Source organism: Frigoribacterium sp. Leaf415 (assembly GCF_001424645.1).
In the GTDB taxonomy this organism is placed as follows: domain Bacteria; phylum Actinomycetota; class Actinomycetes; order Actinomycetales; family Microbacteriaceae; genus Frigoribacterium.
The window spans coordinates 2,174,278-2,189,457 of sequence record NZ_LMQR01000001.1 but is presented as its reverse complement, the minus strand read 5'-3'; the positions used below and the strand labels follow the sequence as shown (position 1 = coordinate 2,189,457).

Here is a 15,180-nt window from a genome sequence, read left to right as displayed (position 1 = left end):
GGGCAGCCTTACCAACGACCGCTTATGGTATCCTGGGTGTCGCAGAATGGAGCCTGATTCATGCAGTTCGAGGTCGGCGAGACCGTTGTATACCCGCATCACGGGGCAGCGACAATCTCAGAAGTCAAGAAGCGGATCATCAAGGGCGAAGAGAAGCTGTACCTCAAGCTTCGCGTCACCCAGGGTGATCTGACCATCGAAGTACCCGCAGACAACGTCGACCTTGTCGGCGTGCGAGACGTCATCGGCAAAGAAGGGCTGGACCGCGTCTTCGACGTGCTCCGCGCCCCCTTCACCGAAGAGCCGACCAACTGGTCGCGCCGCTACAAGGCGAACCTCGAGAAGCTCGCCAGCGGTGACGTCATCAAGGTGTCCGAGGTCGTCCGCGACCTCTGGCGTCGCGATCAGGACCGCGGCCTCTCGGCCGGTGAGAAGCGCATGCTCGCCAAGGCTCGTCAGATCCTGATCAGTGAGCTCGCGCTCGCCGAGAAGACCGACGAAGAGAAGGCGTCGAGCGTCCTCGACGAGGTCCTTGCGTCCTAGCACTCCCGACGACCGCTCGGTCGACGACGGTGGGGTCCACACCCCGTCCGGCGTCGGTCGGGCGGTCGTCGTCGTTGCGGCCGGCAGCGGTACCCGCCTCGCCCTCGGCAGGCCCAAGGCCTTCGTCGAGGTGGCCGGGCGCAGCATCCTCGAGCGCTCGCTCGACGCCGTCTTCGCCTCGGCCGAGCCGACACAGGTCGTCGTCGTCGTCCCCGAGGCGCTCGTCGACGAGTCCCGCGCCCTCGTCGACGCCGTCGCCGGCCCGGCCCGCGGCTACGCCTCCGTCGTCGTGGGCGGCGCCACGCGCCAGCAGTCCGTCGCGGCCGGCCTGACGGTCCTGGGGCCCGACGTCGCGACCGTGCTGGTGCACGACTGCGCCCGGCCGTTCACCCCCACGGCCCAGTTCGACCTGGTCGCCACGACCGTCGAGGCGAGCGGTGACGGCGTCGTCCCCGGGCTGCCGGTCACCGACACGATCAAACGGGTCGACGGGGACGCCGCCTTCGTCGTCGACACCGTCGACCGCAGCGAACTCGTCGCCATGCAGACGCCGCAGGGTTTCCCCCGTGCCGCCCTCGACCACGCCTACGCGGCGGCGTCCGTCGAGCACACCGACGACGCGGCGCTCTTCGCCGCCGCTGGCCACCGCGTCCGCATCGTGGCGGGCGACCCCGTGGCCTTCAAGATCACCACCCCGTGGGACTTGCGACGGGCCGAGACGATCGTCGCCGAGAGCGAGGCGACCGGGCCGGGGCGCGAGACGACCGGTCGACCGGGCCCGCGCCTCCTGACCGGGGTCGGCACCGACGTCCACGCGTTCGACGCGACGCAGCCGATGCACCTCGGGCTGCTGCACTTCCCGGGCGAGCCGGGCCTCGCGGGCCACAGTGACGGCGACGCGGTCGCCCACGCCATCGTCGACGCCCTGCTCTCGGCCGCGGGTCTCGGCGACATCGGGTCGAGCTTCGGCACCGACGACCCCCGCTTCGCCGGGGCGTCGGGCGACGTCTTCCTCACGGCCACCCTCGAACTGCTCGCGGCGGAGGGGGCCGCACCGGTCAACGTCGCCGTCCAGGTGATCGGCAACCGGCCCCGGCTGTCGTCCCGCCGCGTCGAGATGCAAGACCAGCTGACCCGCGTGGTCGGGGCGCCGGTCAGCGTGTCGGCCACGACGACCGACGGGCTCGGCTTCACCGGTCGCGGCGAGGGCGTGGCCGTCATCGCGACGGCACTCGTCACGCGCGACGGGTCGTCCGCGGGCGACGCGGCGGAAGCTGCGTCAAATAGGCTGATCACGTGACCATCAGGCTCTACGACTCCCGTCAGCAGACGCTCGTCGACTTCGTCCCGCTCGTGCCCGGCCAGGTCGGGCTGTACGTCTGCGGACCCACCGTGCAGTCCTCGCCCCACATCGGGCACCTGCGCTCGGCCCTCGTCTACGACCTCTGGCGCCGCTGGTTCACCTACCGCGGCCTCGACGTCACCCTGGTGCGCAACGTCACCGACATCGACGACAAGATCCTCGCGCTGGCCGCCGACACGACCGAAGAGTGGTGGGCGCGCGCCTACCGCTACGAGCTCGAGTTCACCGCCGGCTACCAGGCGCTCGGCATCCTGCCCCCGACCTACGAGCCCCGCGCGACCGCCAGTGTCAGCGAGATGCAGCAGATCATCACGACGCTGCTCGACAAGGGGCACGCCTACGTCGCCCCCGACGGCTCGGGCGACGTCTACTTCGACACCGCCGGCTGGCCGACCTACGGGTCCCTGACCAACCAGTCGACCGACGACATGGCGCCCGCCACCGACGCCGACCCCCGGGGCAAGCGCGACCCACGCGACTTCGCGCTGTGGAAGGGCCACAAGGCCGACGAGCCCGAGTCCGCCTCGTGGGCCTCGCCCTGGGGCGAAGGGCGACCCGGCTGGCACATCGAGTGCTCGGCGATGTCGGCCCGGTACCTCGGCGAGGCGTTCGACATCCACGGCGGTGGGCTCGACCTGCGGTTCCCGCATCACGAGAACGAGCTGGCACAGTCGACCGCGGCCGGCATGGGCTTCGCCTCGCACTGGATGCACAACGGCCTCGTCGCGGTCGAGGGCCAGAAGATGTCGAAGTCCCTCGGCAACTCGATCTTCGCCGCCGACTTCCTGGCGCAGGCCCGGCCCGTGGTCGTGCGCTACTTCTTCAGCGCCGCGCACTACCGGTCGACCATCGATTACCACGAGGGCGCGTTGCTCGAGGCCGAGGCCGCGCTCGACCGCGTCGAGACGTTCCTCGAGCGGGCGCAGCGCCGCCTCGCCGACACACGCTTCGCCGGGGTCGGCGCCCGCGTCGTGCCCGACGAGTTCGGCGAGGCGATGGACGACGACCTCAACGTCCCGCAGGCCGTGGCCGTGCTGCACGACAGGGTGCGCGCCGGCAACGTGGCCCTGGACGACGGCGACCTCGACACCGCCGCGCGCGCCTGGCAGCACGTGGCCGCCATGGTGGCCGTGCTCGGCATCGACCCGACGGCGCCCGAGTGGCGTGCCGGTGACGAGGCCGACGCGCACCGCGCGCTCGGCACGCTCGTCGACGTACTCTTGGCCGAACGCCAGCAAGCCCGGGCCGATCGCGACTTCTCGCGGGCCGACGAGATCAGAGGCGTCCTGACGGGCGCCGGCATCACCATCGAAGACACCCCCAGCGGGTCGCATTGGAGCCTCGAACAGTGAAGAACACCAGCGGAGCACGCAAGGGCCGTCCCGGCAGCAGTGCCGTGCGGCAGGGCAGCAAGGGCAAGCAGGTCGGCAGCGGCGGGCAGGGGCGCCAGGCGCTCGAGGGCAAGAAGCCCACTCCCGCGGCCGAGGACCGCCCCTACCACCCCGCGGGCAAGGCCAAGGCGGCGCGCGACCGGCTCGAGGCGGCGCGCGGTCGTGGCGGAGCCGGCCCCCGCGCCGGGTCGCCGATCGCCGGTCGCGGCGGACCCGACGCACCCCGCCGCCGTCCGAAGTCGGCCGACGACCACGAGATGGTCACCGGTCGCAACTCGGTCGTCGAGGCCCTCCGGACGCGCATCCCGGCGACGACCCTCTACATCGCCGCCCGCATCGAGATGGACGAGCGCACCAAAGAGATCCTGCAGCTCGCCACCCGTCGTGGCCTGCCGATCCTCGAGGTCATGCGCCCCGAGCTCGACCGCATCACCGGGCACGACTCCGTGCACCAGGGCGTCGCGCTCAAGGTTCCGCCGTACGAGTACGCGCACCCCGTCGACATGCTCGAGGCCGCGGTCAAGCGTCAGCAAAAGCCGCTCTTCGTCGCGCTTGACGGCATCACCGACCCGCGCAACCTCGGGGCGATCATCCGATCGGTGGCCGCCTTCGGCGGGCAGGGCGTCATCGTCCCGCAGCGTCGTTCGGTGGGCCTGACGGCGTCGGCCTGGAAGACCTCGGCCGGTGCCGCCGCGCGCATCCCCGTCGCGATGGCGTCGAACCTGACGCAGACCCTCAAGTCGTTCAAAGAGCAGGGCGTGTTCGTCGTGGGCCTCGACGGTGACGGCGACGTCATGCTGCCCGGCCTCGAGCTCGCCGACCGCCCGATCGTGGTCGTCGTCGGCAGCGAGGGCAAGGGCCTGTCGCGCATCGTGGCCGAGACCTGCGACGCGATCGTGTCGGTGCCGATCTCCGGTGCGGTCGAATCGCTGAACGCCGGCATCGCGGCGTCGGTCACGCTGTACGAGATCTCGAAGCTGCGCGCCGAACGCAAGAAGAAGTAGGCACGGGCACCCGCGAGACGCGGGGCCTCGAGGAGGCGCGGGTCGGCTGGTCGCCGGCCCGCGCCTCCTGCGTCCTCAGACCTTGCTGCGCCAGTCCTCGTCGGCGTCGGCCTCGTCGGCCTCGAGCCGGGCGGCCTCGGGCAGCGTGATCGACTCGGTCGCCGGCTCGATCACCATCTGCTCGTCGCGACGGTGCCGCAGCACGTCGTTGATGTACGAGGTGAGGGCCTCGGCGATCGGCACGTCGCGGTTCTCGGCCTGCGACTGGTACCAGCGGTGCTCGAGCAGCTGGTGGAACACCTCGGCCGGTTCGAGCCGCCCGCGCAGGTCACGGGGGATCGACCGCACGACGGGCTCGAAGACGCGCGAGGCCCACTCGTGGGCGATCATCTCTTCGTCCGAGTCCGACTGGTCGGTGCGCATCCGGTAGGCGTCGAGGTCGTTCAGCAGGCGACGGGCCTGGTTCTCTTCCACGTCGAGGCCGGTGAGTCGCAGCAGACGGCGGGAGTGGTGCCCCGCGTCGACGACCTTGGGCTGGATCTTGACCTGGCTGCCGCCCTCGGCCGTCTTGATCGCGAGTTCCTCGATGTCGAAGCCCAGGTCGTTCAGGCGCTCGACGCGGTCGTTGATGCGCCAGCGCTCCGAGCTGTCGAAGGTCTCGGCACCGGTCAGCTCGGTCCAGAGGCTGCGGTACGCGGCGACGATGCCGTTGCTGACGTCGACCGGGTCGAGGTTGTCGTCGAGGCGACCGCCGGCCTCGAGGTCGAGCAGCTCGCCGGCGATGTTGACGCGCGCGACCTCGAGGTCGTTCTCGCGCTGACCGTTCGAGAGGCCGCCCGGGTAGAGCTTGCCGGTCTCGGCGTCGACGAGGTACGCGGCGAACGCGCCGGCGTCGCGGCGGAACAGCGTGTTCGACAGCGACACGTCGCCCCAGTAGAAGCCGATGATGTGCAGCCGGACGAGCAGCAGGGCCAGTGCGTCGACGAGGCGACGGGCCGTGTCGGGGCGCAGAGTCTGCGAGTACAGCGCCCGGTACGGCAGCGAGAACTTCAGGTGCCGCGTGACGAGCACCGGGTTGAGGGGTGACCCGTCGGCGTCCTGGCGGTTGGTGATGACGGCGAGCGGATCGACGCACGGGATGTCCATGCGCTGCAGCGTGCGCAGCATCTCGTACTCGCCACGGGCCATCTCGCCCGAGGTCTCCTTGATCGCGATGACGAAGCCGCTGAGGTGCGCGAAGCGCACGAGGTGCCGCGAGATGCCCTTGGGCAGGGTCGCGATGGCCTCGTCGGGCCACTCGTCGAGCGGCAGGGACCAGGGCAGGTCGAGCAGCGCAGGGTCGGCCGTGGCCGAGGTGATGTTGAGGGAGTCGGGCATGAGGGCCTCTCGTGCGGGGGAGCGCCGCCTGAGGCGGGGCGGCGGGGGAGGTCAGGAGGCGCGGGGCCGGAACGCGGGACGGCCCGCCGGGTCGATCGGAGGAGTGCTCCGAGCGGACTCGACGGGCCGACCCGACGGGGTGCTACGCGCTGACGACGGCCTTGTCGCCGAGGCGCTCGCCGCTCTCGGTGTCGAAGACGTGCACGTGGTGCGCCTGCGGGGTGACGTAGATCGTCTCGCCCAGCTTGGGGTGGTTGCGACCGTCGACGCGGACGACGACGTCGACGCGGTTGCCGTCGACCTCGGTGTGACCGTAGAGGTAGCCGTCGGCGCCGAGCTCTTCGACGACGTCGACGGTGACCGCGAGGCCTTCGCCGGTCGTGTTGACCACGACGTCCTCGGGGCGGACGCCCACGGTGACGCTCTTGCCGTTGGCCTGGCCGACGGTGTCGCGGTCGACCGCGGTGACGGCGGTGCCGAACTGGATGCCCCCGTCGACGACGTCGGCGGGCAGCAGGTTCATGGCGGGCGAACCGATGAAGCCGGCGACGAAGACGTTCTGCGGCTTCTCGTACAGGTCGCGAGGCGTGCCGACCTGCTGCAGGACGCCGTCCTTCAGCACGGCGATGCGGTCACCCATGGTGAGCGCCTCGGTCTGGTCGTGCGTGACGTAGACCGTGGTGACGCCCAGGCGGCGCTGCAGCGAAGCGATCTGGGTGCGGGTCTGCACGCGGAGCTTGGCGTCGAGGTTCGACAGCGGCTCGTCCATGAGGAAGACCTGGGGCTGACGCACGATCGCGCGACCCATGGCGACGCGCTGACGCTGACCACCCGAGAGGGCCTTGGGCTTGCGCGAGAGGTAGGGCTCGAGGTCGAGCAGCTTGGCGGCCTCGAGGACGCGGGTGGCGCGCTCTTCCTTGCCGACGCCGGCGATCTTCAGGGCGAAGCCCATGTTCTCGGCGACCGTCATGTGCGGGTAGAGCGCGTAGTTCTGGAAGACCATCGCGATGTCGCGGTCCTTCGGCGGGACGTCGGTGACGTTGCGGTCGCCGATGTAGATGTCACCCGAGTTGACCTCTTCGAGGCCCGCGAGCATGCGCAGGGTGGTCGACTTGCCGCAGCCGGAGGGGCCGACGAGCACGAGGAACTCGCCGTCGGCGACCTCGAGGTCGATGCCGTCGACCGCGGCGCGCGTGGAGCCGGGGTAGAGACGAGTTGCCTTGCTGAACGTGACTGACGCCATGATCTTCTCCTTCACCGGCAGGTACGTGCCGGACGATCCGTTGTGAATGGACGGTGATCAACCTCAGAGGTCTGCGGTGACCACCACCGATCAGCATGCCATGAAAATCTCTCGGATCGCCACGGGAGCGCCTGTTCTCCACCCTCTCTCGCCCGCGCCTGGCGGACTTCTGCCAGGCTCGCCTCGTACCATGTTTCGTGGCCACGACTCGTGGCGACCGTCCCCACCACCCGCTCGACGCGACCATGCGAGGCCGTCGCGCACCGGAGCCCCATGACTGACCTGAATCCCGACGACTCGTCGTTGACCAAGAACCAGCGGCGCGCGGCGGCCCGCCAGAAGGCCCAGCTCGCCCGCCAGAAGCAGAAGCGTCGCCAACGCGCCGGCAAGTGGGCGCTGCAGGGCGGCCTCGCGCTCGTGGTGATCGCCATCGTCGTGGGCGTCGTGCTGGTCATCACGAACAGCATCCGTCCGGCCGGCCCCGGCCCCGCCAACATGGCGAGCGACGGCATCAAGATCGGTCAGGGCTTCGAGGCCGTGCAGACCGGCGCCCTGGGCCCCGACGACGAACCCACGGCGTCGGCGTCGGCGGCGTCCAGCGACACGGTCGACATCGTCGTCTACCTCGACTACCTCTGCCCCATCTGCGGCGAGTTCGAGCAGGCCAACAACGACTACATCAGCGGGCTCGTCGAGTCGGGGGCGGCGACGGTCGAGTACCACCCGGTCGCCATCCTCACGAACCAGTCCCTCGGCACGAAGTACAGCAACCGGGCGGCCAACGCGGCGGCCTGCGTGGCGAACTACTCGCCGAACTCGTTCTTCGACTTCAACACCGCCATGTTCGAGCAGCAACCCGAAGAGGGCACCCGTGGTCTCGACGACTCACAGCTCGCCGACATCGCGACCGGTGTCGACGGGGTGACGAAGGCGAGCGACATCACGAGGTGCATCGACGACGACGAGTTCGGCTCGTGGGTGACGGCGTCGACGCAGCGGGCCATCGACGGGCCCCTGCCGAACAGCGACCTCGACGCCCTGACGGGCACCCCGACGGTCCTCGTCAACGGTCAGAAGTACGACGGCAGCCGGCCGTTCACGGTGCAGGAGTTCCGCAGCTTCGTCGTCACGGCGGCCGGCAACAGCTACACCGAGTCGGGCACGGCCAGCCCGTCGCCGACGCCCACCGAGTCGGCCCCGGCCGAGACGCCCGCCGGCTAGGTCGTCATGCGGGGGTGCGGAAGCACCCCCGTGCGGTCCCGTGCGGCGACGGGCAACTCGTGCAGCACCACGTCGCGCACCTCGCCCGCGTCGAGGGTCAGCGTGAGGTAGGTGGCATGCGGCTGGCGCCGACGGTCCGTGGGCGACCCCGGGTTCAGCAGGCGCAGGCCCGCGGGCGTCGTCGTGTCCCACGGGATGTGGCTGTGTCCGAACAGCAGCAGGTCGGTCTCGGGGAAGAGGCGGTCCATGCGTCGCTCGCGCGCCTCCTTGGCTCCGGTCTCGTGCACCACGGCGAGGCGCACGCCCTCGATCGTCGTGCGGGCGACCTCGGGCAGGCGGGCGCGCAGCCCGGCGCCGTCGTTGTTGCCCCGGACCCCGATCAGGAGGCGCGCTCGGGCCTCGAACTCGTCGAGCAGCGGTTCGCCGGTCCAGTCGCCCGCGTGCACGACGACGTCGGCCCGTTCGACCGCGGTCCAGACGACCCCCGGCACGGCCTTGGCCTTCTGCGGGACGTGGGTGTCGGACACGACGAGGACGGAGGTCGGCATGCCCTCCACGCTAGGCGCGCGCCAGGTCGCGAGGGCACCGATCCGGCCCGATATTCTCGTGACGGGGTTGGCTGTCCTAGTCGGGCCGATCACCCCCGACGATTCCGCCAGCCCACCGGCACCGGCCGCACCCGACCGCGCCTCGCCCGGCACCCCTCTCGACCCCCCGCACCACCAGAAACGAGGACGACACCGTGGGACTCTTCCGCAGCCAAGAAGCCGAGGTGGCCCGTGAGGACGCCGCCGTCCGGCACTCCCTCTGGGCCGACGCGTTCGGCACGCTCGCGACCCGGGCCGTGCAGATCATCGCCGTGCTCATCGTCGCGATCGGCGTCATCTACGTCTTCCTCAGCCTGAGCCTCGTCACCCTGCCGGTGCTGCTCGCGCTGATCTTCGCGTCGGCCATGCTGCCGGTCGTCGCCTTCCTGCGGCGGCACAAGGTGCCCTCGGTGCTGGCGACCCTGATCTGCCTGTTCGCCGTGCTGATCATCCTCGGGCTCGTCGCCTGGCTGATCGTGTGGGCCGTCGAGAGCCAGGCCAGCTCGCTCGCCGACTCGGCCACCTCGGGCTTCAACAAGCTGCAGGACTGGATCACCACCCTGCCCTTCTCGATCAGCGACCAGCAGATCGACGACGTCCGCAACGCGGCCGTCGACTTCGTCACGAGCTCGCAGTTCGGCTCGGGGGCGCTCGCCGGGGCCTCGGCCGTCGGCAGCTTCGCGACGGGCCTCGTCCTGATGATCGTCGTGCTGTTCTTCTTCCTCAAGGACGGCCCGGCCATCTGGGAGTTCCTGCTCCGCCCGTTCAAGGGTGAGAACTACGCCCGCGCCCGCCGCATCGGCGACAAGACGGTCACCACGCTCGGTGGCTACGTCCGCGGCACGGCGACGGTCGCCGCGGTCGACGCGATCGGCATCGGCGTCGGCCTCTGGATCGTCGGGGTGCCGCTGGCCCTGCCGCTCGCGGTCATCGTGTTCCTCACCGCGTTCATCCCCCTCGTCGGAGCCACGGCCGCGGGCATCCTCGCGGCCCTCGTCGCCCTCGTCGCGCTCGGCCCGGTCCAGGCGCTGATCGTCGTCGGCATCGTGGTCGTCGTCAACCAGCTCGAGGGCAACTTCCTGCAGCCGGTGCTCATGGGCCGCACGTTGCAGTTGCACGGCCTGGTCATCCTGGTCGCCCTGACCGCCGGCACGATCCTCGGCGGCGTCGTCGGGGCCGTCATCGCCGTGCCGCTCATGGCCGTCGTCTGGGGCATCACCCAGGTCTGGAACGGCGAGCACCAGCCGGCCGAGATGTTCCGTCAGAAACGGCCCGAAGAGGTCCGCTGACCCGGAAGGCCCTGAAGGAGGCGCGGTGCGAGGAGGACTCGCACCGCGCCTCCTGCGTTCCCCCGCGACCGCGTCGCGGAGTTCGAGAAAGATTTCTGCAGCAACTGCAGCAAAATGGTTGCTATTCGTCAACGAAAGCGTATGGTTGACATTCTGCAACCAACGGACCCGACCAACGGCGGTCAGTCCCTCACCATCTCGAACCACCGGAGCGCACCTTGTCGCAGACCACGACCGCCGCGGGCACGAAGCCCGCGGCACCCCACGAACCGGGCGAAGCGCCCGGCATGAGCCACCGCGAAGTCCTCACGGCCCTGTCGGGCCTGCTGATGGGCATGCTCGTCGCGATCCTCTCGTCGACCGTCGTGTCGACCTCGCTGCCGCGCATCGTCAGCGACCTGAACGGAAGCCAGACCTCGTACACCTGGGTCATCACCGCGACCCTGCTGGCGACCACCGTGAGCACCCCGCTGTGGGGCAAGTTCAGCGACCTGACGAACCGCAAGGTGCTGCTGCAGGTGGCGCTCGTGCTGTTCGTGCTCGCCTCCGTCGCGGCCGGCTTCTCGCAGAACACCGCGACGCTGATCACCTTCCGCGTCTTCCAGGGTCTCGGCGCCGGCGGCCTCACCGCCCTGGTGCAGGTCGTCATGAGCGACATCATCAGCCCGCGTGAGCGCGGCCGGTACATGGGCTACCTCGGCGCCGTCATGAGCGTCGGCACCATCGGCGGCCCGCTGCTCGGCGGCGTGCTCACCGACAGCATCGGCTGGCGCTGGAACTTCTTCGTCGGCGTGCCCGTCGGCATCGCGGCCCTGATCGTCATCCAGAAGACGCTGCACCTGCCCGCCAAACCCGCGAAGAAGGTCGTCATCGACTACTGGGGTGCCGGGCTGATCGCCGGTGGCGTCTCGCTGCTGCTCATCTGGGTGTCGCTCGGCGGCAAGCAGTTCGAGTGGAACTCGGTCACCAGCTGGGTCATGGGCCTCGGCGCCGCCGTGCTCCTCGTGCTCGCCGTGATCGTCGAGTTCAACAGCAAGGAGCCGATCATCCCGCTCACGCTGTTCCGCAACCGCACCTTCACCTTCGCGGTGATCGCCTCGCTCAGCGTCGGCGTGGCCATGTTCGGCACCAGCGTCTTCCTCGGTCAGTACATGCAGCTGGCCCGCGGCCAGTCGCCGACCATGGCCGGCATCCTGACCCTGCCGATGGTGCTCGGCCTGCTCATCTCGTCGATGGTCGCCGGTGCGCTCATCTCGAAGTACGGCAAGTGGAAGCCCTACATGATCGTCGGGTCCGTCCTGCTCGCCGCCGGGCTCTTCCTCATGTCGACCATCGAGTACGACACGAACTTCTTCGTCGTCTCGGTCTTCATGGCCATGATGGGTCTCGGCATCGGCATGGTGATGCAGAACCTCGTGCTCGTCGTGCAGAACTCGGTCGACGTCAGCGTCGTCGGCGCGGCCTCGTCGAGCGTCGCGTTCTTCCGCAGCCTCGGCGGCACCATCGGCGTCTCGGTCATGGGCGCCGTGCTCGGCACCAAGGTCTCGGGCTACATCACCGACGGCCTGACCGATGCCGGGGTCGACCCCAGCGCCCTGGGTGGTGGCGGCGCCACGAGCATCCCCGACCTCAGCACCGTGCCCGGTCCGATCCGCACGATCATCGAGTCGGCCTACGGGCAGGGCGTCGCCGACGTCTTCCTCATCGCGGCCCCGCTGGCGATCATCACCATCGTGTTCGTCTGCCTGTTGCCGAACGTCGAGCTCGGCACCAAGACCGGCCTCCAGCGCGCGGCGGCGAAGACGGACGGGCCGACCGACGGTGCGACGTCGGCTGCCGCCTCCGAGGGGAACGACGGAGGCGCGGCCCCGGTCGACGCGAACGCCGCGTCCCCGGTCGCCAAGGGAGCAGCGGCCACGGCCGGCCTGGCCCCCGCGGTGTCGAGTGCCCCGGCGACGGCCTCCACGCCCGCCACGGCGACCGCCCCGACCTCGGGCCTCTCCGGTTCGCCCGCGCCGGTCTCGCCCGTCGACGGAGGGGACGGCGTCGCCGAGGCGCAGCGCCGTCACCACAGCCACACGACGACCGCCACCGGTACCATCGACACGATCATCGCGACGGGCGCCGCCGAGGTGGCGGGTCACCCGGTGCCCGCCGACGAACTGGCCGAGAGCCCGGTGTTCTCGTCCCTGGTCGAGGAGAAGGATGTCGCAGCCGACCGTTGACGGCCAGCCCGAGGGCGCGGTGCTCGACGCGGCGCGCCCCTCGGGGGGCGACGTTGCCGACCGGGCCGCACCGCGCCTCCTCGGGGCCGAGGGGCCTGGCCAGGCCGCACCGCGCCTCCCGGGTCCTGACGACGACGGCCGCGAGGGCCTCATGGCCGGCGTGGTCGACGAGATCGGCTCGATGATGGTCGAGGCCAAGCGCACGATCGCTGCGGCGGCGTCGCGCTTCGACCCGGACGTGCCTCCCACGGCCTTCTACGTGCTGAGGTACGTGATGAAGCACCAGCCGTGCAGTGCCGGCGACATCGTCAAGGCGATGGCGATGGACAAGAGCGCGGTCAGCCGGCAGGTCACCCTGCTGCGCGAGGCCGGGTTCGTCGACGTGGTGCCCGACCCGGCCGACGGACGCGTCATGACCCTGCGCAGCACCGAGCGCGCCGAGAGCCGCATGCTCGAGGTGCGGCACGAGAACCGTGCCGTGTTCCGCAACCACGTCGAGGGCTGGTCGGACGGCGAGCTCGCCGAGTTCGCCGGTTGGCTGCGTCGGTTCAACACCCCCGCCGGGTAGGCCGGGCCCGTCTGACGCCTGCTGGTGCCTACCCCCGACGGGCGAGTTCGTCGGAGGCGGGCTGCCGTGGTCGCCCGCCGTCGCCGAAGTCGCCCGCCTTCGTGCCCGTCCGCCCTCCGCACCGACGAAGGCCCCCTCCCGTGACGGGAGGGGGCCTTCGTGCGTGCAGGCGGGTGCTAGATGGTCGCGGTGTCGATCACGAAGCGGTAGCGGACCTTGCTGGCGACGACGCGCTCGTAGGCCTCGTCGACCTCGTCGGCGCCGATCGTCTCGATCTCGGCGCCGATGTGGTGCTCGGCGCAGAAGTCCAGCATCTCCTGCGTCTCGGGGATGCCGCCGATGTTCGAGCCGGCGAGGCTGCGACGGCCGCCGATCAGCGACCCGGCGCGGAACGACTGGGGGTTCTCGGGCAGGCCGACGAACACCATCGTGCCGTTGAGGCGCAGGGTGCGGGCGTAGGCGTCGATGTCCATGTCGGCCGAGATCGTGTTGATGATCAGGTCGAACGAGTTCTTGAGCTTTCCGAAGGTCTCGGGGTCGCTCGAGGCATAGTAGTGGTCGGCGCCGAGCTTGAGGCCGTCGTCCTGCTTGGACAGCGTCTGGCTGATGACGGTGACCTCGGCGCCCATGGCGTGCGCGATCTTGACGGCCATGTGCCCGAGACCGCCCATTCCGACGACGGCGACCTTCGTGCCGGGGCCCGCGCCCCAGTGCTTCAGCGGCGAGTAGGTGGTGATGCCTGCGCAGAGCAGGGGGGCGGCCTCGTCGAGCGCGATGCCCTCGGGGATCGACAGGACATAGTTCTCGTCGGCGACGATCTGCTTGGCGTAGCCGCCGTAGGTGGGCTCGCCCGAGTACTGGCGGCCGTTGTAGGTCGCGACGTTGCCCTTGACGCAGAACTGCTGCTCACCGGCGAGGCAGTTCTCGCACTCGCGGCAGCTGTCGACGAAGCAGCCGATGCCGACGCGGTCGCCGACCTTGTGCTTGGTGACGTCGGAACCGACCTCGGTGACGATGCCGGCGATCTCGTGGCCGGGCACCATCGGGAAGATGGCCTTGCCCCACTCCTCGCGGGCCTGGTGGATGTCGCTGTGGCAGATGCCGGCGAACGCGATGTCGATCTGGACGTCGTTCGGACCGACGTCGCGCAGCTCGACGGTGGAGTGCTCGAAGGGGGCGCCGGCGGACGGCGTGAGCAGGACGGGGACGGTGGTGGGCATGAGATGACCTCTCTGCGAGTGGTGGTGCGGTGGTGGTGGTGCGCGCCCCGAGGGCGCGACGGATTCCGACGACGTTGTGGGATGCAACCCAGCCTAGGCCGGGCCACCGACGACCGTTCCCAGAGAAGCGGCCGACCCCGGGAGGCGCGGGTCACCGACCGCAGGAGGCGCGGCTCAGCCGAGCAGCTCGGCCCGCCAGACGAGCGCGGCGGCTCCGACCAAGGGGCTCTCGTCGCTCAGGCCCGAGCGGACGACCCGGACGCGACGGGCGTACTCGTTGACCGGCGCCTCCTGGACCGTGGCCCGGACCAGGTCGAGGTAGTCGTCGCTGACGCGCGAGAACCCGCCGCCGATCGCGACGACGTCGAGGTCGAGCAGCGTCGTGACCGACGAGACCGCCTCGCCCACGGCGTTGGCCGAGCGGCGGACGGCCGCGACGGCGATCTCGTCGCCCGCGACGTAGCCGGCCGCCAGGTCTTCACCGCGCTCGCCCTGCCAGCCCTGCTCACGGGCCCAGGCGACGACGTTCGGGCCCGAGGCGATGACCTCGAGGGTGGCCGCCCAGGCGTTCTCGCCCGCGGGGCGGTCGGCGATCTGGATCTGGCCGATGTGGCCGGCGTTGCCCGTGCCGCCCGAGAGCAGGCGGCCGTTGACGATGAGGCCGCCGCCGACACCGGTCGAGACGGTGATCGCCAGGGCGTTGTCGGCGCCCTGGGTGGCGCCGACCCAGTGCTCGGCGAGGGCGAGGCTGACGCCGTCGAGTCGCAGGGTCACGGGGGCGGCGTCGGGCAGGGTCGAGGCCGCGAGTGCCGCGACCTGCTCGCGCAGCGGGTAACCGCGCCAGGCGTGCAGGTTGATCGGCGACACCGTGCCGTGCACGAGGTCGACCGGCCCGGCGCTGCCGATGCCCGCCCCGACGAGCGCGTCACCGTCGGGCAGGGCATCGAGGGCGTGAGCGACGACCGCGCGGACCGCCTCGGCGAGTTCGTCGGACGTCGACCCGGCGCCGGTGGGGCGTCGGTCGCGACTGCCGTCGAGCAGGGTTCCGTCGGAGGCGACCAGCGCCGCCTCGACCTTCGTTCCGCCCACGTCGACGGCCAGTGCGTAATCGGTCACGTCGGCCAGCGTAGCGGGGGAGTGCGACCCGAC

13 protein-coding genes are annotated in these 15,180 nt (G+C 70.6%); 8 read left to right on the top strand and 5 right to left on the bottom strand.

The genetic code is table 11. The features are described 5' to 3' along the window. Nucleotides 1-60 precede the first annotated feature (60 nt). Genes ASG28_RS10090 through rlmB form a run of 4 tightly spaced genes read left to right on the top strand, consistent with a single transcriptional unit; the run spans nucleotide 61 to nucleotide 4,301 of the window. The gene (locus ASG28_RS10090) at nucleotides 61-543 is read left to right on the top strand and encodes a CarD family transcriptional regulator (RefSeq protein ID WP_043597211.1); all 483 of its coding nucleotides are present in this window, start codon (nucleotides 61-63) and stop codon (nucleotides 541-543) included. Beyond that, complete coding sequence (ispD, locus tag ASG28_RS10085) at nucleotides 533-1,843, top strand: 2-C-methyl-D-erythritol 4-phosphate cytidylyltransferase (RefSeq protein WP_055974669.1); 1,311 nt, start codon at nucleotides 533-535, stop codon at nucleotides 1,841-1,843. Before ASG28_RS10090 ends, ispD begins: the two co-directional genes overlap by 11 nt. Continuing rightward, the gene (gene cysS, locus ASG28_RS10080) at nucleotides 1,840-3,258 is read left to right on the top strand and encodes a cysteine--tRNA ligase (RefSeq protein ID WP_055974668.1); all 1,419 of its coding nucleotides are present in this window, start codon (nucleotides 1,840-1,842) and stop codon (nucleotides 3,256-3,258) included. Before ispD ends, cysS begins: the two co-directional genes overlap by 4 nt. Continuing rightward, on the top strand, nucleotides 3,255-4,301 hold the full coding sequence (rlmB, locus tag ASG28_RS10075; protein ID WP_055974665.1) for a 23S rRNA (guanosine(2251)-2'-O)-methyltransferase RlmB: 1,047 nt from the start codon (nucleotides 3,255-3,257) through the stop codon (nucleotides 4,299-4,301). Before cysS ends, rlmB begins: the two co-directional genes overlap by 4 nt. A gap of 75 nt (nucleotides 4,302-4,376) precedes the next feature. On the opposite strand, the gene ASG28_RS10070 is transcribed toward rlmB, so the two are convergent. Together ASG28_RS10070 and ASG28_RS10065 are read right to left on the bottom strand one after the other, a co-directional pair. Further along, nucleotides 4,377-5,678, bottom strand: coding sequence for a DUF4032 domain-containing protein (locus tag ASG28_RS10070; protein WP_055974662.1), 1,302 nt, complete (start codon nucleotides 5,676-5,678; stop codon nucleotides 4,377-4,379). 142 nt (nucleotides 5,679-5,820) lie between these two features. Continuing rightward, on the bottom strand, nucleotides 5,821-6,921 hold the full coding sequence (locus ASG28_RS10065; protein WP_043597318.1) for an ABC transporter ATP-binding protein: 1,101 nt from the start codon (nucleotides 6,919-6,921) through the stop codon (nucleotides 5,821-5,823). Nucleotides 6,922-7,194: 273 nt separating this feature from the next. Here ASG28_RS10065 and ASG28_RS10060 point away from each other — a divergent pair, with 273 nt between their 5' ends. Further along, nucleotides 7,195-8,142 carry a DsbA family protein gene (locus ASG28_RS10060; protein ID WP_055974658.1) on the top strand — a complete coding sequence of 316 codons (948 nt, stop codon included), beginning with the start codon at nucleotides 7,195-7,197 and terminating at the stop codon, nucleotides 8,140-8,142. Here ASG28_RS10060 and ASG28_RS10055 read toward each other — a convergent pair. Further along, nucleotides 8,139-8,690 carry a metallophosphoesterase family protein gene (locus ASG28_RS10055; RefSeq protein WP_055974655.1) on the bottom strand — a complete coding sequence of 184 codons (552 nt, stop codon included), beginning with the start codon at nucleotides 8,688-8,690 and terminating at the stop codon, nucleotides 8,139-8,141. The genes ASG28_RS10060 and ASG28_RS10055 overlap by 4 nt on opposite strands. A gap of 194 nt (nucleotides 8,691-8,884) precedes the next feature. Between ASG28_RS10055 and ASG28_RS10050 the strand changes: the two genes are divergently transcribed. The 3 genes from ASG28_RS10050 to ASG28_RS10040 all read left to right on the top strand — a co-directional run bounded on the left by ASG28_RS10050 (nucleotide 8,885) and on the right by ASG28_RS10040 (nucleotide 12,811). After that, a complete protein-coding gene (locus ASG28_RS10050) occupies nucleotides 8,885-10,018 on the top strand; it encodes an AI-2E family transporter (RefSeq protein WP_055974653.1) in 1,134 nt (377 codons plus the stop codon). A gap of 287 nt (nucleotides 10,019-10,305) precedes the next feature. Next, a complete protein-coding gene (locus ASG28_RS10045) occupies nucleotides 10,306-12,243 on the top strand; it encodes an MDR family MFS transporter (protein WP_157485693.1) in 1,938 nt (645 codons plus the stop codon). Then, nucleotides 12,224-12,811 carry a MarR family winged helix-turn-helix transcriptional regulator gene (locus ASG28_RS10040; RefSeq protein WP_055974650.1) on the top strand — a complete coding sequence of 196 codons (588 nt, stop codon included), beginning with the start codon at nucleotides 12,224-12,226 and terminating at the stop codon, nucleotides 12,809-12,811. The genes ASG28_RS10045 and ASG28_RS10040 overlap by 20 nt, the downstream gene beginning before the upstream one ends. Nucleotides 12,812-12,987: 176 nt before the next feature. Here ASG28_RS10040 and ASG28_RS10035 read toward each other — a convergent pair whose 3' ends face one another. Both ASG28_RS10035 and ASG28_RS10030 read right to left on the bottom strand, forming a co-directional pair. Continuing rightward, entirely contained in the window at nucleotides 12,988-14,031 is a 1,044-nt protein-coding gene (locus ASG28_RS10035) for an NAD(P)-dependent alcohol dehydrogenase (protein ID WP_055974647.1), read from the bottom strand. A 174-nt stretch (nucleotides 14,032-14,205) separates the two neighbouring features. After that, complete coding sequence (locus ASG28_RS10030) at nucleotides 14,206-15,147, bottom strand: ROK family protein (protein ID WP_043597201.1); 942 nt, start codon at nucleotides 15,145-15,147, stop codon at nucleotides 14,206-14,208. Between the last annotated feature and the right edge of the window lie 33 nt (nucleotides 15,148-15,180).